A 23,257-nucleotide genomic window follows, 5' to 3' on the forward strand; every position below is an offset into this window, starting at 1 on the left:
TTTTTTTTATCATTTTAATTTCTTATATTTAGTTATCATTTTTTTTATATTTTCAAAAGAAGTTCCCCCAAATGATTTTTTTGAATTTATAGAGTTTTTTAAATCGAAAATTTCTAAAACCTTTTCTGTCAATTTTGGCTCAATTTTTTTAAGTTCATTTAAACTTAATTCGTTTAAATTTTTCTTTCTTTTTTCAGCCATGTTAACAATAGCTGCTGTTTTTTGATATGCCTTTCTAAATGACATGTTGTGTTCTCTAACTAAATAATCAGCTAGATCTGTTGCTGTAATATGACCCTTATTTGCAAGTTCAAGCATTTTCTTTTTATTTGCACTGCAATTTTTTAAAACTTCATCAAATATTTTTAAGCAATTTATGAGAGTGTCATTAGAATTAAAAACTAATTCTTTATCATCCTGTAAATCTTTAAAGTAGGATAGTGGCAAGCCTTTTAGTATCGTTAACATAGAAAAAAAATTTCCGTAAGAAGTACCAGTTTTTCCTCTTAGATATTCTAAGAGATCAGGATTCTTTTTTTGAGGCATAATCGAAGAGCCTGTAACAACTTTATCTGACAGGTTTATTAAGTTAAATCCATCCGAATTCCATATAATTAACTCCTCTGCAATTCTAGAAATATGCATTGAACATACTGAAACAGCGTAAAGAAAATCCAGCACAAAGTCTCTATCTGAAACTGTATCTATTGAATTATTGGTTGGTCTTTTAAATCCAAGTTTTTTAGATGTAAAATTTCTATCTATATTAAATGAAGTGCCTGATAGAGCCGCTACACCTAATGGACTTTCATCTAAGCTATCTAAATTGTTTAAAAATCTTTTTTTATCTCTAGTAAACATTTCCACATAAGCCATTAAATAATGGCCAAATGATATAGCTTGAGCATTTTTAAGATGAGTGAAACCTGGCATAATGGTCTCAACATTTTTTTCAGCCAGTTTAATTGTGCTTTTGATTACTTTATCTATATTGTTATTAATATCTTTTGTTGCAGTTTTAATCCAAATTTTAAAATCAGTTATTACCTGATCATTTCTTGATCTAGCTGTATGAATGTATCCGGCTTCATCACCAATTATTTGAAATAATCTTTTCTCTATATTCATATGAATGTCTTCATATTTTTTATTAAATTCAAATTTTTTGTAATTTATTTCTTTATAAATTTTATTTAGACCATAAATAATTTTATTTTTTATTTTAAAGGAAATTATTTTTTGTCTAAAAAGCATTTCAACGTGTGCAATGGATCCTTGTATGTCTTCTTTGTAAAGTCTCTTGTCTATGTCAATAGAATTACCAACTTTTTGAAATAGGTTTGACGCCTCTTTTTGTATTCGCGTGTTCCATATTGCTTGGTTGTTTTTATTTTTTGCCATGATATTTAGTTATACCTAATTAATATGAGAATTTTAGCATTATTTATTTTTTTAATTACAACTGTAGAAGCCAGTGATTTACCGAACATTAAAAATATTGTTATTCATAAAGTTCCAAAAACGTATGAAAATGTATTTTTTTTAAATAAGAAAAATGAAAAAATTAAAATTAATGATTTCAAAGGAAAATTGTTAGTATTAAATTTTTGGGCTACTTGGTGTCCCCCGTGCAAAGAAGAGATGCCTTCATTAGACAATATGCAAGCAAATTCATCACTTAATAATTTAAAAGTTTTTCCTATTAATATTGGGAAAGAAAAACTGAATAAAGTTGAAGAATTTTTTGTAAAATTAAACTTAAAAAATTTGGAACCTTTTTTTGATCCAGAAGTAACTTTAGCTAAAACTTTTTCTCTAAGAGGAGTTCCAACATCAATATTTATAAATAAAGAAGGCAAGGAATTTGCTAGGGTTCTTGGTGACATAGACTTTAATGACAAAGATTTTTTAAAGTGGATTGAGAAATATAATTAGTTTTTAAAAAAATATGCGAAAGCTACCAAAACAAGTATGGCCACAAATTGCAGCAGTACTCTAAGCTGCATTAGTTTATTTGAATATTTTTTACTTGTTTCTCCACCTTTAAATAAAGTTCCAATACCCAAAACCAAAACTATTCCAACAGCTATTAAAAGAGCTATAGATAAAATTTTAACTAATATTCCAGAAAACATATTATTATTGTAGTGTGTTTTTAAAAATAAAAAACATAATAAATCATCTATGACATTTTGCCTTAATTCAATCATCATCAAACCAGAAGAAGGAACAGAAATTAAGAATGCGATAATTTTACTTCATGGGTATGGTGGAGATGGAAAAGACATAAGTATGTTAACTTTAAATTGGAAAAGACATCTGCCAAACACTATTTTTATTTGTCCTAATGGACATGAAAAGTGTGCAATTAATCCATCAGGATATCAATGGTTTGATTTAACCAAAGAAGATCCATCTTATATTCTTGAAGAGTCAATTAAAGCTGAAAATGTTATTAAAAAATTTATTGAGGAAGTTAAAACTGAATACAACTTATCAAATCAACAAATTTGCTTATCAGGTTTCAGCCAGGGCTGCATGATGTCTTTGAATGTTGGTCTTACCTCAAATGAAAAATTTTTATGTGTCGTGGGATTTTCAGGAAAAATAATAGATCAAATTAATTTGAAAGATAGAATCAAAAATAGCACAGATACATTGCTAATACATGGTGATGTTGACCAAATTGTTCCATCAACACATTTACTTGAAGCTAAAGATTTTTTAATTCGAAATAATATTCCTGTTGAAACGTTATTAATAAAAAATTGTGACCATCACATTCCTATCGAGGCATCAAGTACAGCATTAAATTATATTTTAAAAAAAATTTAACATCTGATCATATTGATTATGATGCTAAACTAAGTTAATGTTTTAATGTGAACAACTTTATTGAACAAGATGTATCATTAGAAAAATGTCCTGCATTAGTTCTTAATGCTGATTACAGACCTCTAAGTTATTACCCACTATCATTATGGTCATGGCAAGACACTGTGAAATCAGTTTTTCTTGATAGAGTTATAATTGTAAGTCATTACGATAGAACTATCAGAAGCCCTTCATTTAATATGAAGCTACCAAGTGTTATAGCTTTAAAAGACTATATTGTTCCTCAAACGAAACCAAGTTTTACTAGATTTAACGTTTTTTTAAGAGATAAATTCTCTTGTCAATATTGTGGAAGTAATGAGGAACTTACTTTTGATCATTTGCTTCCAAGATCTAAAGGTGGAGAAACAAATTGGGACAATGTTGTTACAGCTTGTTCAGCTTGTAATGTAAAAAAAGGTGGAAAATTATTAAAACATTCAGGAATGAAATTAAATCAATATCCATTCAGACCTTCAACAGAAGATTTACATAAAAATGGTAAGAACTTTCCTCCTAACTTTTTACACAAAAGTTGGATGGATTATTTGTATTGGGATGTTGAATTAGAAACTTAAATTTTTTCAGAAATATTAATTGCAATTTTAGAACCAGTTTTAATTATTTTATCTAAAATACCATAAGGTCCTTTTTTAGTTGCACCCTTTTCATAAGCGATATCTTTATGATTAAGCTCATCTTCTCTAAATTTTGTAATTTTGTTTTTGAGAAATTTTTCATCTTCATCTAATTGATTAATTTGATTTAAGTAGTGTTCATCAATTACTTCCTCTACAGATGCTGTGCATAGCATGGCTGCCTTTTTCCCTAATAAAGTAGAACCGAATCCTAAACCAACACCTAGTAAATCCCATAGTGGTAAAAGTTTTGTAGGAGCAATGTTTCTTTTTTTAATTTCATTTTCAAAGAATTCACTATGTTCCTTTTCATGAATTTTCATATCTTCTATGATTTTTTTCAAATTTTCATCTTTGACAAATGTATTTAAAGCTAATAATTGACCTTCATATATTTTAACAGCACCACGCTCACCAGCATGATCTACCCTTATAAATTCTTCAATTTTTTTTTTACTTACTTTTGGCATAGTTTAAATAAATTTTTAATGCATTGATTGTAATTAGTACAGAAATTACAATATTGTAAGTTGTAAGTGATAATCCAAAAATTTTAAATGTTACATCTTTGCAGCTCACTTTTTGTTCCTGCAATTGTTTTAAAATTTCTTCTTTGGAAGTTGCCTCAGAGCCATTTTTTAGGTCACAAACTAAAGATTCCTCGATAAATCCTTGTTCAATACCAAAATGATAAACTGATAAGATAGTAGCTGTTAAAAAAACTATTACCAATAAAACCAAAAATATTTTTTCAAACTGAGAAAATTTATAATTCAAGAGTATAATTACTATTGCAATTACATATGGAATTCTCTCTAAGATACAAAGATTGCATGGTTGATGACCCAAAACATATTCAATAAAGAATGCTGACAATAGAGCAACGAAACTGACAAATAAAATTAGGTTAAGAAACAATGATTTGTTATTAAGCATTAAATTTAAAAATTAAAAATATAATTCCTAATACTATAACTATTAAAATTCCAATTATAGTGAACCATTTTGAACCATGCTTTTCCATGAATTCAGTAAATAAGTCACCAAATTTATAAGATAAATAAGCAACAATAAAAAATCTAAGACTTCTCGAGATTAAACTTACAACAATAAATACAGGTAAACTAAAACCAACAACACCGCTAGCAATAGTGAATGCTTTATAGGGAAGTGGAGTAAATCCTGCTAGAAAAAGAATACTTAGCCAGGCAAAAAAACCTGATCCTTGAGACAAACTTGTTTTCAAATTTTCTACTTTATTTTCATAACCATAAAATTGAATTACATGAATAGATAAATCATAAAACAAATAACCTAGCAAATATCCAAAAATTCCACCTAAAACTGAAAATATAGATGTGATTAAAAATATTTTAAAATATTCTTTTTTTTTAGCAATCACCATAGGAATAATCATTACATCTGGAGGTATAGGAAAAAATGAACTTTCAGTGAAGGAAACAATTCCTAAGTATAATTTTGAACTTTTGTGAGCAGCTAAATTTAAACAATATTTATAAAGACTTTGAAACATTTTTTAGTTTTAATATAATTTTAGTTCTTATACTATTTAATTATAATTTAATATAATGGGCGAATGGCGGAACTGGTAGACGCGCACGACTCAAAATCGTGTTTCGCAAGAAGTGAGAGTTCGATTCTCTCTTCGCCCACCAAAGTTTATGAATATTAAAAACTATAATAATCTTTTAGAATTATTTTATAATCAGTATACAAAAGAAAAAGCAGATCAAATTTTTCTAAAATCCTTAAAAAATCCAAACGATAAATTTTCTTGGAGAGATACTTATTTGAATATTTTAAAATTAAGCAATGAGCTTAAATCTTTAATTCAAAAAAAAGATAGATGTTTATTAATTTCAGAAAATAGACCTGAATGGATGATATCTGATTTAGCGATAATGTTAGCAGGTGGAATTACCGTGCCAGCCTATACTACTTACACCGAAAGAGATTATGAATATTTAATTGATGATTGTAATCCATCAGTAATAGTTGTCTCAGATCAAGTTCAATATAATAAAATTAAAAATATAATTTCTACAAAGCCATTTATTAAAAAGGTTATCACCTTTGATGAAATTGATAGCCAATCAGATACTATATGTATTAAAGATATTTTTAAAAAGAACGATTGTGAAGAGATCGATTTTTTAAAATTAGAAATTTCAAGAAAAGATGTAGCTTGTATTATTTATACATCAGGAACCCAAGGTAACCCCAAGGGAGTAATGCTCAGCCATGGAGGGATTTTAAATAATTGTGAAGGTTCTATTTCGCTTTTAAAAGAGATAATATCTTACAAACCTAAATTCCTAACTTGGTTACCATTATCGCATTCTTATGAACACACCGTTCAGTTTGTCCAAATAGCAATAGGAGCCGAAGTTTACTATGCAGAAAGTATAGATAAGTTAATTAAAAATATGGGAGAATGTAGTCCAGATATTATGACAGCTGTTCCAAGATTTTATCAGAATCTGTATCAAAAAATTAATTCGACTTTTAATAAAGCTACAGGTTTTAAAAAATCTCTAATAAATAAAATGCTTTATCTTGGAGAAAAAGTACTAACAAATCAAAAACTTACTTTTTTTGAAAAAGTGCAAAATATAATTTGCGAAAAAATAGTTAGAAAAAAAATAAAAGCTCAATTTGGAGGTTCTCTAAAAGCATTCATTTCTGGAGGAGGTGCGCTAGATAAAGAAGTGGGTGTTTTTTTAAATTCGATAGGTTTACCGACTTTGCAAGGGTATGGGTTAACCGAAACTTCTCCTGTTGTAAGTTGCAACCCAATAAAAGATATAAGGATAGATACAGTAGGTCCTGCTTTTAGTGGTAATGAAGTGAAAATTGCTGACGATGGTGAAATTCTGGTTAAAGGTGAAAATGTTATGTTAGGTTATTGGAATAAAAAGGAAGAGACTGAAAAAGTTTTAAAGGATGGCTGGTTATATACTGGAGATATAGGACATTTTGAAAATGGATACTTAAAAATTACTGATAGAAAAAAAGATATTTTAATTACACCAGGTGGTGACAATATTTCACCTGTAAAAATTGAAAATGACTTACTGAAGATTGAATATGTAGAGCAAGCATTAGTTTATGGAGATAACAAACCATATTTAATAGCTATTTTAGTTTTAAATAATAATGAAAGCAATGTGTCAGATGAAAACATTTCAAAAGAAATAGAAACAATAAATAAAAACTTATCTAAGATAGAAAAAATTAAAAAGTTTTTTGTAATTAAAGAACAATTTACAATTGAAAATGGATTAATGACACCAACTTTAAAGTTAAAAAGATATAAAATTATTGAAAAGTATAAAAGTGAAATAGAAAAACTTTATTAAATTTCTTTAAATTAAGAGTTTATTTACCGCATAAACATTAACTAAATTAATAAAAAAATTTTTTATAAAAAATAAAAAAATAAAAAATATTTTTTTAAAATTCGCTTTTAATTAATGATTTGACATAAGTTGTATAAAAAAATAAAAATAAGTTAACAGCGAATCAATTTGATTCGTTAAACTAAAAAGGGAGCTAAAGATGCCTAAGAAAAGAAAAAAAGCGGCAAAGAAAACTAAGAAAAAAGCTAAGAAAAAAGCTAAGAAAAAAGCTAAAAAGGCTAAGAAAAGAAGAAAATAATAACTTAGTATTCTTTACAAAAAACGCTTCTCATAACTTTTTGTGTGAGAGGCGTTTTTTTTATTCGTCTAAAGGTTCGTCAGTTTCAGAAATAGGCTCTTCGACAGGTAAATCAGCAGTTGGAGTTTTAGGAGTAGCGCTAATAGCTTGTGCTTGTCCACCAACATTTCTCTTTAATGCTTTATCTAATTTTTTTTGAGTGTCTTCTGGTGATAAATTTAAAATTATCTGAAATTCTGATTGCATTCTTTCATAAGCTTTTTCAAAAAGTTGTCTTTCACTATAAGATTGATCAACCATAAGATCATCACCTTTGTTTAGATCTCTTACAACTTCAGCTAATTCATAAATTTTACCTGATGAAATTTTTGCCTCATATTCTTGTGCTCTTCTACTCCACATTGATCTTTTGATTTTTGGCTTACTTTTTAATATAGAAATACATTTGTTTACTTGATTAATTGTTGCTAAAGGCCTTAGGTGAGACTGTTTGTTAACGGGTACCATACCATTAGCTTTATCTTTTTCAAATTTGATAACGTATGTTTCAACATCAATACCACCGATATTTATTTTTTTGAATTCTGTAATTTGACCAACGCCATGTTTTGGATAAACAACATAATCTTTAATTTTAAATTCTCTTTTTTCAGTTTCTTGTTTTTTAACTTTTTTTATCTCAGGTTTAACCTCATTAGTTTTTGATATTCTTAAATTATCAACTTTCGGTTCATCTGGCGTTTCAGTAGTTTTTGAAACTTTTTTTATTTTAGGAGATTTATTTGGAATTTTTTTTAATACTTTTTTAGCTTTTTTTACTACTACTTTTTTGACTTTTTTAGTTTTAGTTTTTACAACTTTTTTAACTTTAGTTACTTTTTTCTTTTTAACTTTTTTTGTCATTTCTTTATCTGATTTACCTTTAAAGATTTTCTTTAAAATACTTTTCGTACTTATTTTGCTCATTTTTAAATTTTTCGTGATCCGCTGGGGGATCTTTTTTCTCACTTATGTTTGGCCAGATTTCTGAATATTTTTTATTGATCTCTAACCATTTTTCGCTTCCAGGTTCTGTATCTGCTTTTATAGCATCAACGGGGCACTCTGGCTCACAAACGCCACAATCTATACACTCATCCGGTTTAATTACAAGCATATTTTTACCTTCATAAAAACAATCAACCGGACAAACGTCTACACAATCAGTAAGCTTACACTTAATACAATTGTCGTTTACAATATAAGTCACTCTTTACTTTCCTCTTTTAATCTATGCTTAATATCCCCCATAGTTTTACTGTCAATGTATAAAAGTCCCGCTAATCTTCTCATAAGATTTGTTTCATACATATCCGCATCTTCATTAGAATAAATAATTGACCAAAGAGCTTCTACTATTTTAATTTTATCTTTTTCAGGTAAATTTTTAATTTCTCTTGTGAAGTCTAAAATTTGGTTTGAATTTTCCTCAATAATTTTTGCATCTTGTATAGTTTCTGTGATTTTTTCACTCTCAAGGCCCAACTCTAGAAGTGTTTTTTTAATTATTTCCTCTTCTATGTCAGTATAATTTTCATCTATTTTTGCAGCATGGATTAATAAAGCACAAACTTTTACTATAAAATTATTCTCTTCTTTTTTATCTGTCTTTTTAAAAAACATAAAATTAACCTAGCTTGAGATTTTTAAGAACTTTAAATGGATTTTCATTTGAAACTTTTTTGTTCTGTATTTTTTTAAATTTTTTAACAGGATTATATTTAAAAAACATGTCTTGTTCTTTCTCATAAGTTTTATAACCCATTTTTTGTAATAATTTTTTAAAGTTCTCTTTGCTGCACCCTAAAAGATTTAACATTTCAGGTATCATTTTTATTTCATTATTTTCTTTTGAAGTAGCATTAATAATTTGTACAAAGAGTCTTTCAAGAATATCTATTCTTACAAAAAGATTATCAAATTTTTCAAATCCACAGAGAAGCATAAAGTTTTTATTTTGAGAATCTTTATCTTCTAAAAAATTTAATCCAAAAGTTGGTGGTTTTAAATTATAGAATTTTTGATGAAAATTTTTCCACAATAAGGTTCTTAAAGATACAGCATCTGGTTTTATAAGCTGATAAAGGAATACATGGTATCTTCCAAATTTTACACCCAATTCTCTAAGTACTTTTCTATCTATTTGTTCAAGATTTTTTAAATAATCAGAAACTTGTTCTCTTTTTAAAACACCATTATTTTCATAAAGCTGATAAGCTAAAGCTTTAATCGAAGACTTATCTTCTTTAATGTTTTTTAAATCTATTAAACTTTTCAAGACATCGCTTATTTTAGAGTTTAACCATTTTTGAATAAAATCATTTAGTTTTTGTTTTGGATTTTGTTCAATAATGTCATCAACAACTAAAGTAAAATTAGGACTTAAATAATCATTTCCTGGTAACAGTCTAGCAATTGGAAATTCATTCCAATATATTTTAAAATCCTCTTTTAAATCTATTAATCCTGTATCTACAATTGACTGAATTCTTTTATCAAACTCAGGTCCAATTGATTGTCTAGCAGCTTTTTTTAATGACTTGATATCAGTTTCAAGAGAGCCTTTTTTTAAATCTAATTCTAATTTCAAACCTTTGATTTTACCAATAAACTGATCATCTATTTTAACGTCATTGTTCTGTAATATTTCAGTTTTGAATTCCATGTCTTGTTTTAAACCTCTTGCAAGTATACTTGCTCTTTTGTCGATAAAAGTCTTGGTAAGTTCTTCATGAAGTCTGTCAGAAAGTCTATCTTCTAAATGTTTTGTTTTTTCTATCCAATAATTTTGATTTTCTACCCAATTATTTTTATTTGAAACATAAGACCAAGTTCTTACATTTGCAATTCTATTTGATAAAGAATCTACATTTCCCTCTAATTTATCAAGTTTCATGAGCTGTAATCTCATGTAATCTTCTGAAATTAGACCTTTTTCACTGTTTAAAAATTGAAAAACATTTCTGATCACTTCATAATGATTGCCGTAGGTTTTTTTAACAAAATCAGGTATCTGACAACATTCCCATAATAATTTGAGAGTTCTTTCGTTAAATTCTAGATTATTTTTTTCATCTTTTATAAAATATTTTAGCGCTCTTTCATCCTCACATTCGTGAACTTTTCTTAACCATTCCCTCTGGGGTCTTTCTTCAAGACTTTTAATCAGTGAATTTGGGTTATTGAAATTAAGATCAGAATTTCTCCAGAATAAAGTTCTTATTTCTTCAAATTTATGTCCTTCAATTAATTCCACTTCTTCAGGTGAAATTTCTTTACAATCACCAGTTATTCCAAAACCACCATCATTCAAATATCTTCCAGCTCTTCCCGCTATTTGACCTATTTCAGATAAATTTAATTTTCTTAATTTTTTTCCATCAAATTTTTTAAGATTTGAAAAATATACATAATCTAGATCCATATTTATTCCCATTCCAATAGCGTCAGTGGCTACTAAAAAATCGACATCTCCAGACTGGTAAAGTTCTACTTGAGCATTTCTCGTTTTAGGACTTAATGAACCCATAACTATAGCTGCCCCACCCTTTTGTCTTCTTATTAATTCTGCTATTGCATAAACTTCCTCCGCTGAAAAAGCTATGATTGCAGTTTTTCTATTTATTCTTGATATCTTTTTATGTCCGGCATAAGTGAGTTTTGATAATCTATCTCTATTAATAAATTCTAAATCCTCATTTAATTTAGATATGATGTTTTTAATAGTACTAGAACCCATTAGCATAGTAAGTTTTTCACCTCTTAAATTTAATAATCTATCTGTGAATATGTGACCTCTTTCATGATCTGCACACATTTGAATTTCATCTATGCCCACAAATTCTAAATGTTTTTCAATAGGCATTGATTCTACTGTGCATAAATAATATTTTGCGTTTGAAGGAATTATTTTTTCTTCACCAGTAATTAAAGCAACTTTGTCTATACTAATTTTTTTTATTACTTTATCGTAAACCTCTCTTGCTAATAATCTTAATGGGAACCCAATCATTCCGCTGTCAAAAGATAGCATTGTGTCAATTGCAAGATGAGTTTTACCTGTGTTTGTTGGACCAAGAACAGCTGTAATTTTATTTTTAGGCATTTCTATCTTTGGTGTATAATTTTTTTTACCTACCAGATATTGTTAGTGCTAAAGAACAAAAATAGACTAAAACATGACCGAATCGGAGGGTAAAAAGTTCTCATTTTTATATTAATATTAATGAGAATATCATAATTGAGATTAATTCTATAATAGTAATTTAAAAAAATAAAAATGACCAATAAACTTTGGGAAGCATCTTTTAAAGAGAAAAAAAATTCAAATCTTTATGCTTTTGAGAAATTTATTTCAAAAAAAATCAAAAAAAAATTTAATTTAAATTACAAAACTTTTTTAAATTGGACTATTAAAAATTCTCCTGAGTTTTGGAATTATTTTTGGGAATTTTCAGAAATTAAAGGATTGAAAAGTAAAAAAAAAATTAAAAAATCTAAAATATTTTATAAAAATTTATTCTTACCAGGTAGTAAGTTAAATTTTGGTGAGAATTTATTGTCAAAAAATAATGATGATAAGGCGATTACTTTTGTAAGCGAAAATGGCTTTAGAGAAGAAAAATCTTGGAGAGAATTAAATTTAAGTACAGGCAAAATTGTAAAGTTTTTAAAGGAAATTAAAATTAAAAAAGGAGATAGAGTTGCAGCTTATATGCCTAATACTATCGAGACAGTTGAGGCGTTTATAGCAGCGAGCACTATAGGAAGCATTTGGTCATCATGCAGTCCTGATTTTGGTATTAAAGGTGTTGTTGAGAGATTTTCTCAAATTAATCCAAAAGTTTTGTTCATTACAGACCAGTATTTTTACAATGGGAAAAAAATTAATGTATTAGAGAGATTATCTGAAATTTTAAAATCTATTCCGTCAATTAAAAATGTTGTGATTGTTAATTATCCTGGAAAAAAATATGTCACTAATAAAAGTAAATATAAGAAAATAAATTTAATTAAATGGCGTGAGATTATTCATAATCAATCTGAAAAAATAAATTTTAAAAAGTATGATTTCGAAAGTGAGTTGACTATTTTATATTCAAGTGGAACAACTGGAAAACCAAAATGTATTTGCCACAGAACTGGTGGAGTTCTTCTTCAACATAAGAAAGAACACCAATTACATTGCGATATAAAAGAAAATGATAACGTGTTTTATTTTACTACTTGTGGTTGGATGATGTGGAATTGGTTAGTAAGCTCGTTAGCTTCAAAGGCATCAATAGTACTTTTTGATGGTTCTCCAATGTATAAATCAAGTGATTTACTTTTAAAAATAGCACAAAGAGAAAAAATTACTCTGTTTGGAATTAGTGCTAAATATATTGATGCTCTAAGAAAATTAGAACCTAATCTTAAATTTAAATATAAACTTCAAAAACTAAAAACAATATGTTCAACAGGTTCTCCTTTATCAAGTGAAGGTTTTAAATATGTTTACAAAAATATTAAAAAGAAAGTTCATCTCTCATCTATTTCGGGTGGTACAGATATTGTATCGTGTTTTGTTTTAGGAAATGTATATCAGCCAGTAAATATTGGTGAAATACAAAATTCTGGCTTAGGTTTAGATGTTGATGTCTTTAATGATAGTGGCAAATCTTTAAAAAATTCTAAAGGTGAACTTGTTTGTAAAAATCCATTTCCATCAATGCCTCTTAAATTTTGGAATGATAAAAATGACGTAAAATATAAAAAAGCTTATTTCAATAGATATAAAAATATTTGGCATCATGGTGATTATGCTGAAAAAAGAAATACCGATGGTTTTATTATACATGGAAGATCTGACACTACCCTTAATCCAGGAGGTGTAAGACTTGGTACTGCTGAAATATATTCTGAGGTTGAAAAGTTTAAAGAAATTAAAGAAGCACTAGTAGTTGGTCAATCTTGGGATAATGATATAAGAATAATTCTTTTTGTTGTAATGAGTAATGAATACATACTTAATGATTCTTTACTTAATAGAATAAAAACTCAAATAAGAATAAATGCATCACCAAGACATGTCCCTAGTAAAGTAATTGTTGTAAAAGATATTCCAAGAACCAAAAGTGGTAAAATTGTTGAGCTTGCAGTTAAAAGCACTATAGAAGGAAGTGTTGTTAAAAATAAAGAAGCTTTAGCAAACCCAGAAGTTTTAAAACAATACAAAAATTTGAAACAGTTAAGTTATTAAATGTTAAAAAATATAGTTAAAGATTTAAAACCATCTTCTACGCTAGCAATTAATGAAGCTTCAAAAAAACTTGAAGATGAAGGAAAAAAAATATTTAAATTTGGTTTTGGACAATCACCCTTTAAAGTTCCACAAGACGTAGTAGAGGAGCTTAAAAATAATGCGTATCAAAACAAATATTTGCCCATGCAAGGTCTTTCAGAGCTAAGACAGTCTGTTGCAAAATACACATCAAAGAAAAAAAATTATGAATATAATTCTGAAAATGTCATCATAGGACCAGGCTCTAAAGAGTTGATGTTTTTACTTCATGTAATATTCGATGGTGAAATTATATTACCTGCACCAAGTTGGGTTTCTTACGCGCCACAAGCAATATTAGGAAGAAACAAAATTCAAATTTTACAAACAAAAAGAGAAAATAATTGGTTCCCTACAGCTCAAGAAATAGAGGAAGTAATATTAAAAGATAAAAATAAAAATTATTTATTATTTTTAAATTCCCCCAATAATCCTTCAGGACAAGTTTGTGAAAATTTGGAAGAGATTTCTAATGTTGCAAATAAACATAATCTTATAATTTTATCTGATGAGATATATTCAGAACTGACTTTTACAAAAAATTATAAGTCTATTTCAAATTTTTGTCCTGAGAAAACAATTATCAGTACCGGCCTAAGTAAATGGTGTGGAGCTGGTGGTTGGAGATTGGGATATTTTATTGTTCCAGAGAGCTTAAATGACATAAAAAATATGATTAATGTTTTAGCCAGTGAAACCTTTTCAGCAGTAAGTGCGCCTATCCAATATGCTGCAATAAAAGCATATGAAAACAATCATAGTAAATACATTAATAAATCTAGAAACATTTTAAAGGCTGTCGGCAATTATGTTTATCAAAATTTAAAATCAAACAAAATTTTAATTAATGAACCCCAAGGAGGTTTCTATTTAATGCCTGAATTTTTAAATTCTAAATTTAAAACTTCATCAGAAATGTGTGAAAATATTTTAAAAGAAACAGGTGTTGCATTATTACCTGGATCAGATTTTGGATTTAATGAAAGTAAAATGCTTGCAAGATTAAGCTTTACTGATTTTGATGGAGAAAAATTCATGAATAGTATTAAGGAAGATCAATCTATTGATTTTAATATAATCGAAAAGTTGGCACCAAAGGTTGTAGAAGGTGTTGATAATTTAAAAAAATGGTCAGAAAATCTTTAAAATCAGCCTATACATCTATTATAATTTTTTGGTAAGATTAATTTATAAAAAATAACGACATACAATTATAGAGAGGGAAAAATAATGAAAAAAATAATAACATCCCTATCAGGTGCTTTACTGATTTTATTTGCATCACTGTCCTTAACTACAGTTGCTAAATCAGCTGAGTTCTTCACGATAGGAACTGGTGGACCTACTGGAGTATATTTCCAAACAGGTAACGCTATATGTAAAATGCTTCATAAATCAGCAATTAGTGCTGAGCACGGTAGAAAAAAAGGCACAGCTAAAGCGTATAGATGTACTGCTCCATCGACAGGTGGTTCAAACTACAATATTGGACAAATAGCAGCTGGAGAATTTCAATTTGGTGTAGCTCAATCTGACTGGCAATATCACGCAGTGAATGGTTCAAGCAAATGGGAAGGAAAACAATTTAGTGATTTGAGAGCTGTGTTTTCAGTTCACAACGAACCTTTTCAAATTTGGGCTAGAAAAAAAGCAAGAATTAAAGATTTTGCAGACCTGGAAGGTAAAGTAGTAAACATTGGTAACCCTGGTTCTGGTCAGAGAGGAACTATGGAAGAACTAATGAAAGCTATGGGTGTTGATAATAGTTTCTTTAAATCAACGACAGAGTTAACTTCTTCAGAGCAAGTGAAAGCTTTGTGTGATGGTAAAATTGATGCATTTGGTTATTCGGTTGGATTTCCAAATGGTGCAATGGAACAAGCCGCAACTTGTGCTGCTAAAGCATCTCCAATCAATTTGACTGGACCAGAAGTTCAAGGCTTAATTGATGGTGCTGATTATTATGCACAGGCTGTAATTCCTAAAGGCACTTATACTAAACAGAAAAAAGATGCTACTACATTTGGTGTTAAAGCAACTGTGGTAACTTCAGCAGATGTTTCTGAAGAACTAGTGTACTTAGTTACAAAAGCAGTTTTTGAAAACTTTGACGATTTCAAAAAACAACATCCAGCATTTGGATTTTTGGAAAAGAAAAACATGATTAAAGATGGTTTATCTGCTCCACTACATCCTGGTGCAATTAAATATTATAAAGAAGCTGGATTAATGTAATCTAAGTTTTTTACTTTTTTTAAAAGGCCTGGTAATTTTTACCGGGCCTTTTTTTTATGGTATGAATATTTCTTATGAGTGATTCAATTAGCACCAATATAAAAAATAAAATAAGCGAAGATTTATCACCAACCAGAAACATTACTGGATTTCATTTAAAGGTAGTTTCTGCAATAGCTATCATTTGGTCCTTATTTCAACTTTGGTACGCATCACCATTTCCATTTATGTTGAATATTGGAATGTTTAAAGGTTTACCTGCGAGAGCAATACATTTAGGATTTGCATTAACTTTAGCATTTTTAATCTACCCAGTAGCAAAAGGAAAAAAAATTTCATTTTTTGATATTATTATAAGTTTTGTGGGCGCTTTTTCTTGTCTCTATATTTATTTTTTTTATGATCAATTAGTAGAGAGGGGTGGTGTTCTTTTAAGTTTGAAAATCACTGATACATTCAATTTTCCAGTGGAATTAATTTTAGGAGGATGTGGTATTTTAATACTTTTAGAGGCCACAAGAAGAGCAATTGGATTACCTTTGGTAATCATTGCAACTTGTTTTTTATTATTTTCATATTTTGGAAGGTATGCACCAGAGATAATTTCTCATGGAGGCTTGTCTTTAAATAGATTAGTAGGATTTCAATGGTTGGATCAAGAGGCAATATTTGGAATCCCTATTGGTGTTTCTGTAGATTTTATTTTTCTGTTCGTTTTATTTGGTGCCTTACTCGAAACAGCAGGTGGAGGTAAATATTTTTTAGATTTAGCCTTTGCGATGGTTGGTAAAATGAGAGGTGGACCAGCCAAAGCTGCAATTCTAGGCTCAGGAATGACTGGCTTAATCTCAGGATCATCAATTGCTAATACCGTAACTACTGGAACATTTACTATTCCAATAATGAAAAAAACAGGTTTCTCTAAAGAAAAGGCAGGTGCAATTGAGGTTTCATCATCTGTAAATGGACAAATAATGCCGCCTGTGATGGGTGCTGCAGCATTTGTAATGGCAAGTTTTATTGGAGTTACTTATTTTGAAATAGTTAAACATGCTTTTTTACCTGCAATTATTTCTTATATTGCTCTATTTTATATATCCCACCTAGAAGCTTTAAAATTAAATCTTAAAGGAATGGACGATGCCGATGTTCCTAATTTGAAAAAAACATTTTTATCTGGAATTCACTTTTTAATTCCTATTTTTGTTTTAATTTATACTCTTGTTTATTTAAGGTTCACTGCTTCGTATTCAATTTTTTATGCAACAATTACTTTAATTTTAGTAAATCTAATTAACTTAATTATTAAAAATAATTACTCTAAAGATTCTTTTAAAGAATGGTTTAATCAAACAATCGTTGGTTTTGAAAAAGGAGCATTAAATATGGTAGCAGTTGGTATAGCAATTGCTACAGCTGGTATCATAGTAGGTGCAGTTGGATCAACAGGCTTAAGTACAAACTTAATTATTGTTATCGAATCTATTGCTAAAGATAACGTCACAATACTATTATTTTTAACAATAATTTTATGTTTGTTGTTAGGAATGGGTTTACCAACTACAGCAAACTATGTTGTGGTTGCATCTTTGATGGCAACTGTTTTAGTTGATGTTGGAAATGCATCTGGGTTTATTTTTCCACTTATAGCAGTTCATTTATTTGTTTTTTACTTTGGACTGATGGCAGATGTAACACCGCCAGTAGGACTAGCTTCTTATGCAGCTGCAGGAATATCTGGAGGAGACCCATTAAGGACTGGAGTTCAAGCATTTTGGTATAGTTTAAGAACAGGAATATTACCAATAGTCTTTTTGTTTAATCATGAACTTTTACTTATTGGTATTGAGAATATCTGGCATGGGCTTATTGTTATTATAACATCATTAATCGGAATTTTAGTTTTTACATCAGCAACTCAAGGTTGGTTTGTAAATAGACTTAAATGGTATGAGATAATTATTTTTTTAATCATTTCTATTTCTTTATTGTCTCCAGATTTTGTTCTAAATAAATTTTACCCAAAATATAATTATCAAGAAATTAATAAAATCAATTCATTAAAATTTGATTCAAAAAAAGAAATTCAAATTAAAATAACAAGACCTAGTTTATATGGAGAAAGATATAAACTTTTTGTAATATCAAAAAATACATTTGAGGATCATTTTACTCTAGAGGATTATGGGATTACTTTATTAGAGCAGGATGAAAAAATAATAGTTGATAATTTAAAATGGAATGGAGAAGCAAAAAAAAATGGTTTTGAAATGGGAGATTATATCAGTGAATTTAAAATTGAAAATTCTGATAGACCATCGAAAAATATAGTTTATCCAATTGCTTTAATTTTATTAGTTATTTGTGGATATTTTAATTTCAGAAGAAAGGAATAAATTAACCACCTGGACCTAAGTTTGAAGGTTTAACTTTTAAAATTTTCCAAACTCCTGTTGCTGATGTGATAATTTTGTTATTACATTTAAGCTCACAAAATAAAAATATTAATGTATTAGTTTTTTTTAAAATTTTTGTATGTCCAATAATTTCATCACCAACTTTTGAGGCACCAATAAACTTGATATCTAATGAAATAGTTACACATGGAGCATTATTCGCAGATCTGTGAGCAGCGGTTCCGGCACCTGCATCTATTAATGCTGATAGATAGCCTCCATGAGTTATACCAGCAGCATTTAAGTGATTTTCATTTATAGTAGATTTAAATTCATATTCAGTTTCAGAAATGTTTCTAAACAAAACACCTCCATTGTGTTTCATAAAACCAGGTGTTAAGCTTATTTGTTCAAATTCATTACTCATAAAATTTACAATACAATTGTTAATAGCAATAATAACAATGCGATAATTATAAAAAAGTAAATTACTGATTTTTGTAAAGATGCTTTTAAAAGCCAATCAATCATTTTTATCCTTTTTTGGTGGACCGCCCAGAACTCGAATCTGGAATCTCCCGGTTCGTAGCCGAGCGCCTTATCCAATTTGGCCAGCGGTCCAAAATTAATTTTATTAAAGATACTGTATTTTGAGGTTTTATTAACAAATTTTGTTCAATTAAAACACAGCTTTGCATAAAAAGATTAATTAATGTGATAAAATAACATAAAAATATATTTTATTTGAGTGTATAAGCCTTTTAAATAATGAGCGAAAAACTACTTGTTCCTGACATTGGTGATTTTGAGAATGTTGAGGTGATAGAATTACTTGTGAAGCCTGGAGATACAATCAAGGAAAATGATCCAGTAGTTACAATTGAAAGTGATAAATCTAGTGTTGAAATCCCATCAACTATTTCAGGAAAAATTGATACCGTTAATGTCAAAGTAGGTGATAAAGTTTCAAAAGGTGATTTACTTTTAAGTTTAAGCAATTCAACCAAAAGTCTTCCAGAGAGCAATCTTCCTAAAGATACAGAAAATATTATTAAACAAGCTGAGGAAGCAATGGCTGTAAATAAAGAGGAGCCAGTCAATGTTCCAGAGCCAGCTAAAGAAAAAAAACAATCTATAATTCAAGTTACAAATAGATTAGATACAGATCCTTTAGAAACTCAAGATTGGCTAGAGTCTTTATCTGCAGTAATTTCAAAAGATGGAAATCAAAGAGCTCATTTTTTAATTAAGGAATTAATTAACAAAGCCTATCGTGAAGGAGCAAATATTCCTTACACCCAAAATACTCCGTATATAAATACTATTCCTCCTGAGGCTGAAATAAAATCAAATGGAGATCAAAATATTGAGAGAAGAATAAGATCTCTGATTAGATGGAATGCAGCTGCAATGGTAGTAAGAGCTAACAAAAAATTTCCAGAATTAGGTGGACACATAGGAACCTTTGCATCTGCTGCAACTTTATATGATGTTGGAATGAATCATTTTTGGAGAGCAAAAAACAATAAATTTGGAGGTGATCTAGTATATTTCCAAGGACACAGTGCACCTGGAATGTATGCTAGAGCATTTTTAGAGGGTAGATTAACTGAGAAACAATTAGATAGTTTTAGACAGGAAGTAAAACCTGGAGGATTATCTTCATACCCTCACCCTTGGCTAATGCCAAATTTTTGGCAATTTCCGACTGTTTCAATGGGGTTAGGACCAATGCTTGCAATTTATCAAGCAAGATACATGAAATATTTAATCAATAGAGGATTGATTAAAGATGAAGGACGAAAGGTCTGGGCTTTTTTAGGAGATGGTGAAATGGATGAACCAGAATCCATGGGTGCAATTGGATTAGCAGCTAGAGAAAAACTAGATAATTTAATTTTTGTAATTAATTGCAATCTCCAAAGACTTGATGGACCTGTAAGAGGAAATGGAAAAATTATACAAGAACTTGAAGGTAGCTTCAGAGGTGCTGGATGGAATGTAATAAAAGTTATTTGGGGTTCATATTGGGACTCATTATTAGCTAATGACAAATCTGGTCAATTAGTAAAAATTATGAATGAAACTGTAGATGGTGAATACCAAGCCATGAAAGCAAGAGATGGCGCATATGTACGAGAAAAGTTTTTTGGAAAAAATCCAGATACTTTGGAGATGGTTTCATCTATGTCAGATAAAGATATTTGGAGATTAAATCGAGGAGGACACGACCCCCATAAGGTATACGCAGCTTATGATAAAGCAATTAAAAACCAAGGAAGTCCAACTGTTATTATTGCAAAAACAATCAAGGGATATGGAATGGGAAAAACAGGTGAAAGTGTAAACACTACTCACCAAACTAAAAAATTAGATGTGGATGATCTTATGTATTATAGAGATCGTTTTGACGTTCCCCTAACTGATGAACAAGTTAGAAACATAGAATACTTTAGGCCTGATGAGAAATCTCCAGAGATTAGATACATAAAAGAGAGAAGACTTAAACTGGGAGGCTATTTGCCAGAGAGATCAACCTTTGCAAAACCTATTAAAGCACCATCAAAAGATATTTTTGATTTTATGAAAGTTTCAACTGGTGAAAAAGAAATGTCTACCACAATGGCACTGGTCAGAATGTTAACTAATTTGTTAAGAGATAAAAATATTTCACCTAGATTAGTTCCAATTATCCCAGATGAAGCAAGAACATTCGGTATGGAAGGGTTTTTTCAAAAAATTGGAATATATGCTCACGAAGGACAGAAATATGAACCCGAAGATGCTGCACAACTAAGTTCTTATAGAGAAGATAAAAGTGGACAGGTACTTGAAGAAGGAATTAATGAGGCAGGAGCGATGTCTTCTTGGATAGCAGCTGCAACTGCTTACACAAATCATGATATTGAAATGATTCCAATATACATTTTTTATTCTATGTTTGGATTTCAAAGAATTGGAGATTTAGCTTGGGCTGCTGGTGATAGCCAGGCTAGAGGTTTTTTAGTTGGTGCAACAGCTGGAAGAACAACCTTAGCAGGTGAAGGATTACAACATCAAGATGGACATAGTCATTTGATTGCATCAACAATTCCTAATTGTGTAACATATGATCCCACATTTCATTATGAATTAGCAACTATTTTTAGAGAAGGTCTAAGAAGAATGCATGAAAAGAAAGAAAATGTTTTTTATTATATTACAACAATGAACGAAAATTATTCACATCCAGAAATGCCTAAGGATAAAAATTGTGAAGAAGGAATTCTTAAAGGAATGTATAAGATAAAGGAATTTAACAAATATAAAAAAACAAAACTTCAACTTTTAGGCTCAGGAACAATTTTAAGAGAGATGATGGCAGCAGCTGAAATTTTACAAAACGACTATCAAATTGATAGTGAAATATGGAGTGTTACAAGTTTTAATGAGTTAAGAAAAGATGGAATGGAAGTTGAAAGATATAACCTTTTAAATCCAGACAAAACTCCTAAAAAATCGTATGTAGAGCAATGCCTTGGAAGCACCGAAGGTCCAATTATGGCAGCATCTGATTATATGAGAATGAATTCTGATCAAATAAGACCTTATACAAACAATAAGAGCTTTTACTCTCTAGGTGCAGATGGTTTTGGAAGAAGTGATACTAGAAAAAATTTAAGAAAATTCTTTGAGGTAGATAAAGAACATTTAGTAGCTTATGGATTAAGCATTTTAGCAAAAGAACAATTGATAGCTTCAAAATATGCAAAAGATGCTATGAAAAAATACAAAATTGATGGCGATAAACCTATGCCAACAAAATTATAATGTCAGATATTGAAATTAAGGTACCAAATATTGGAGATTTTAAAGATGTTGAGGTTATTGAGGTATTAGTAAAAAAAGGCCAATCAATTAAAAAAAATGACCCCTTAATTACAATAGAAAGCGATAAGTCTAGCGTAGAAATACCATCTAGTTTTGAAGGTAAAATTTCTAACTTAAATATAAAAGTTGGAGATAAAGTATCTGAAGGAGATTTAATTTTAACTTTAGAAAAGTCATCACAGATAAATCAAAAAGTTGAACAAAAGCCAATAATAGAAAAAGAGTTTAAAAAAATTGAATTAATAGAACCTGAAGTTCAACAAGAAACTAAAGTTTTAAATAATGTATCTAAAATTTCATCAGCAAGCCCAAAAGCTAGAAAATTTGCTAGAGAACTCGGTGTAGATATAAATAAAGTTTTAGGAAGCGAGAGAGATGGAAGAGTTGTTGAAGAAGACATCAAAAAATTTGTAGCATCAAGATCAAACAATAATGCTGAAGTCGTTGAGGAAAAAAAACCAAGCAAAATCAAAAACGAATTTGAGCATTCAGATTTTGGTCAAATAGAGATCAAAGATATACCAAGAGTTAAAAAATTATCATCAAAGTATTTAACAAATTCATGGACCACTATACCTCATGTTACAAATCATGATGAGGCTGATATTACAGAAATGGAAAGTTTCAGAAATTCTTTGACTGATATTTATACAGGGGAAAAAATTAAAATTACACCTTTAGCATTTATTATAAAAGCGTTAGTTGCTTCGTTAAAAAAATTTCCAAGTTTTAATTCTTCAATTGATGAAATTGAAACAGGTAAAATGACAATGAAAAAATATTATCATATAGGTATAGCTGTAGACACTCCAAATGGACTAATGGTTCCAAAAATTAGAAACGCTAATAATAAAAAAATTTCTCATATTAGTAGAGAGTTAAGGGAGGTAAGCGAGCTTTGTAGAAATTTAAAAATAGACAAAAAAGAATTGTTTGGTGGTTCGATGACCATTACTAGTTTGGGTGGAATAGGTGGATCATTTTTTACACCAATAATAAATTATCCTGAAGTAGCAATTTTGGGAGTAGGAAGATCAGAGAAAAAACAAATTTATATAAATGGAAAGTTTCAAACTAGAACAATGCTACCGATTTCTTTGTCTTATGATCATAGAATTATTGATGGAGCTGAGGCAGCAAGATTTAACAATGATCTTAAAGAAAACTTAGGCAAAAATTTTGCTTATAAGCTAGCTGTATAATTA

The 23,257-nt window shown here is 29.0% G+C and carries 20 protein-coding genes and 2 tRNA genes; 11 read left to right on the plus strand and 11 right to left on the minus strand.

Translation table 11 applies throughout. The annotated features are described in order from the left end of the window. Window positions 1-9: 9 nt before the first annotated feature. Entirely contained in the window at window positions 10-1,401 is a 1,392-nt protein-coding gene (argH, locus tag ACTTA5_RS04320; protein ID WP_440648223.1) for an argininosuccinate lyase, read from the minus strand. A gap of 24 nt (window positions 1,402-1,425) precedes the next feature. Here argH and ACTTA5_RS04325 point away from each other — a divergent pair, with 24 nt between their 5' ends. Continuing rightward, window positions 1,426-1,935 carry a TlpA family protein disulfide reductase gene (locus tag ACTTA5_RS04325; RefSeq protein ID WP_440648225.1) on the plus strand — a complete coding sequence of 170 codons (510 nt, stop codon included), beginning with the start codon at window positions 1,426-1,428 and terminating at the stop codon, window positions 1,933-1,935. Here the strand turns inward: ACTTA5_RS04325 and ACTTA5_RS04330 are convergent. Then, complete coding sequence (locus ACTTA5_RS04330; RefSeq protein ID WP_262590092.1) at window positions 1,932-2,135, minus strand: twin transmembrane helix small protein; 204 nt, start codon at window positions 2,133-2,135, stop codon at window positions 1,932-1,934. The two genes, ACTTA5_RS04325 and ACTTA5_RS04330, sit on opposite strands and share 4 nt — an antisense overlap. 49 nt (window positions 2,136-2,184) lie before the next feature. Here ACTTA5_RS04330 and ACTTA5_RS04335 point away from each other — a divergent pair, with 49 nt between their 5' ends. Beyond that, window positions 2,185-2,835 (plus strand): alpha/beta hydrolase, encoded by a 651-nt coding sequence (locus tag ACTTA5_RS04335; RefSeq protein ID WP_440635135.1) that lies wholly within the window; start codon window positions 2,185-2,187, stop codon window positions 2,833-2,835. A 47-nt stretch (window positions 2,836-2,882) separates the two neighbouring features. Then, entirely contained in the window at window positions 2,883-3,452 is a 570-nt protein-coding gene (locus ACTTA5_RS04340) for an HNH endonuclease (RefSeq protein ID WP_262590094.1), read from the plus strand. Here ACTTA5_RS04340 and ACTTA5_RS04345 read toward each other — a convergent pair. Genes ACTTA5_RS04345 through ACTTA5_RS04355 form a run of 3 tightly spaced genes read right to left on the minus strand, consistent with a single transcriptional unit; the run spans window position 3,449 to window position 5,046 of the window. Next, complete coding sequence (locus ACTTA5_RS04345) at window positions 3,449-3,982, minus strand: demethoxyubiquinone hydroxylase family protein (RefSeq protein WP_440635136.1); 534 nt, start codon at window positions 3,980-3,982, stop codon at window positions 3,449-3,451. The two genes, ACTTA5_RS04340 and ACTTA5_RS04345, sit on opposite strands and share 4 nt — an antisense overlap. Continuing rightward, window positions 3,966-4,448 carry a disulfide bond formation protein B gene (locus tag ACTTA5_RS04350; RefSeq protein ID WP_440648227.1) on the minus strand — a complete coding sequence of 161 codons (483 nt, stop codon included), beginning with the start codon at window positions 4,446-4,448 and terminating at the stop codon, window positions 3,966-3,968. Before ACTTA5_RS04350 ends, ACTTA5_RS04345 begins: the two co-directional genes overlap by 17 nt. Then, complete coding sequence (locus ACTTA5_RS04355; protein ID WP_440648229.1) at window positions 4,441-5,046, minus strand: YqaA family protein; 606 nt, start codon at window positions 5,044-5,046, stop codon at window positions 4,441-4,443. Before ACTTA5_RS04355 ends, ACTTA5_RS04350 begins: the two co-directional genes overlap by 8 nt. A 57-nt stretch (window positions 5,047-5,103) precedes the next feature. Here ACTTA5_RS04355 and ACTTA5_RS04360 point away from each other — a divergent pair. Further along, window positions 5,104-5,188, plus strand: a tRNA-Leu gene (locus ACTTA5_RS04360). A gap of 6 nt (window positions 5,189-5,194) precedes the next feature. Continuing rightward, window positions 5,195-6,892 (plus strand): AMP-dependent synthetase/ligase, encoded by a 1,698-nt coding sequence (locus ACTTA5_RS04365; RefSeq protein WP_440648231.1) that lies wholly within the window; start codon window positions 5,195-5,197, stop codon window positions 6,890-6,892. A 358-nt stretch (window positions 6,893-7,250) separates the two neighbouring features. Here the strand turns inward: ACTTA5_RS04365 and ACTTA5_RS04370 are convergent, their stop codons facing one another. From ACTTA5_RS04370 to ACTTA5_RS04385, 4 genes are read right to left on the minus strand one after another with little or no spacing between them, the layout of a single operon-like run. Next, window positions 7,251-8,156, minus strand: a complete 906-nt coding sequence (locus ACTTA5_RS04370; protein WP_440648233.1) for a CarD family transcriptional regulator — start codon at window positions 8,154-8,156, stop codon at window positions 7,251-7,253. Continuing rightward, window positions 8,113-8,439, minus strand: coding sequence for a ferredoxin FdxA (fdxA, locus tag ACTTA5_RS04375; protein WP_075484280.1), 327 nt, complete (start codon window positions 8,437-8,439; stop codon window positions 8,113-8,115). Before fdxA ends, ACTTA5_RS04370 begins: the two co-directional genes overlap by 44 nt. Continuing rightward, window positions 8,436-8,852, minus strand: coding sequence for a TerB family tellurite resistance protein (locus tag ACTTA5_RS04380; protein WP_440648235.1), 417 nt, complete (start codon window positions 8,850-8,852; stop codon window positions 8,436-8,438). The genes fdxA and ACTTA5_RS04380 overlap by 4 nt, the downstream gene beginning before the upstream one ends. A 4-nt stretch (window positions 8,853-8,856) precedes the next feature. Continuing rightward, entirely contained in the window at window positions 8,857-11,334 is a 2,478-nt protein-coding gene (locus tag ACTTA5_RS04385; RefSeq protein ID WP_440648237.1) for a helicase-related protein, read from the minus strand. A gap of 174 nt (window positions 11,335-11,508) precedes the next feature. On the opposite strand from ACTTA5_RS04385, the gene ACTTA5_RS04390 reads away from it, so the two are divergent. The 4 genes from ACTTA5_RS04390 (at window position 11,509) to ACTTA5_RS04405 (ending at window position 18,182) form a co-directional block, all read left to right on the plus strand. Then, a complete protein-coding gene (locus ACTTA5_RS04390; RefSeq protein ID WP_440648239.1) occupies window positions 11,509-13,470 on the plus strand; it encodes an acetoacetate--CoA ligase in 1,962 nt (653 codons plus the stop codon). Continuing rightward, window positions 13,471-14,697 carry a pyridoxal phosphate-dependent aminotransferase gene (locus ACTTA5_RS04395; protein WP_440648241.1) on the plus strand — a complete coding sequence of 409 codons (1,227 nt, stop codon included), beginning with the start codon at window positions 13,471-13,473 and terminating at the stop codon, window positions 14,695-14,697. 84 nt (window positions 14,698-14,781) lie between these two features. Beyond that, the gene (locus tag ACTTA5_RS04400; protein ID WP_440648243.1) at window positions 14,782-15,786 is read left to right on the plus strand and encodes a TAXI family TRAP transporter solute-binding subunit; all 1,005 of its coding nucleotides are present in this window, start codon (window positions 14,782-14,784) and stop codon (window positions 15,784-15,786) included. A 74-nt stretch (window positions 15,787-15,860) separates the two neighbouring features. Beyond that, complete coding sequence (locus tag ACTTA5_RS04405; protein ID WP_440648245.1) at window positions 15,861-18,182, plus strand: TRAP transporter permease; 2,322 nt, start codon at window positions 15,861-15,863, stop codon at window positions 18,180-18,182. 1 nt (window position 18,183) lies between these two features. Here the strand turns inward: ACTTA5_RS04405 and ACTTA5_RS04410 are convergent, their stop codons facing one another. Both ACTTA5_RS04410 and ACTTA5_RS04415 read right to left on the minus strand, forming a co-directional pair. After that, window positions 18,184-18,609 (minus strand): PaaI family thioesterase, encoded by a 426-nt coding sequence (locus tag ACTTA5_RS04410; protein WP_440648247.1) that lies wholly within the window; start codon window positions 18,607-18,609, stop codon window positions 18,184-18,186. A gap of 117 nt (window positions 18,610-18,726) precedes the next feature. Continuing rightward, window positions 18,727-18,803: transfer RNA gene (locus ACTTA5_RS04415), tRNA-Arg, on the minus strand. 147 nt (window positions 18,804-18,950) lie between these two features. On the opposite strand from ACTTA5_RS04415, the gene aceE reads away from it, so the two are divergent. After that, a complete protein-coding gene (aceE, locus tag ACTTA5_RS04420) occupies window positions 18,951-21,992 on the plus strand; it encodes a pyruvate dehydrogenase (acetyl-transferring), homodimeric type (RefSeq protein ID WP_440648249.1) in 3,042 nt (1,013 codons plus the stop codon). Then, window positions 21,992-23,254: a 2-oxo acid dehydrogenase subunit E2 gene (locus ACTTA5_RS04425; RefSeq protein ID WP_440648251.1), complete on the plus strand. Its 1,263-nt coding sequence runs from the start codon at window positions 21,992-21,994 to the stop codon at window positions 23,252-23,254. The genes aceE and ACTTA5_RS04425 overlap by 1 nt, the downstream gene beginning before the upstream one ends. Window positions 23,255-23,257: the final 3 nt, after the last annotated feature.

This window comes from Candidatus Pelagibacter sp. HIMB1521, from assembly GCF_052047875.1.
In the GTDB taxonomy this organism is placed as follows: domain Bacteria; phylum Pseudomonadota; class Alphaproteobacteria; order Pelagibacterales; family Pelagibacteraceae; genus Pelagibacter.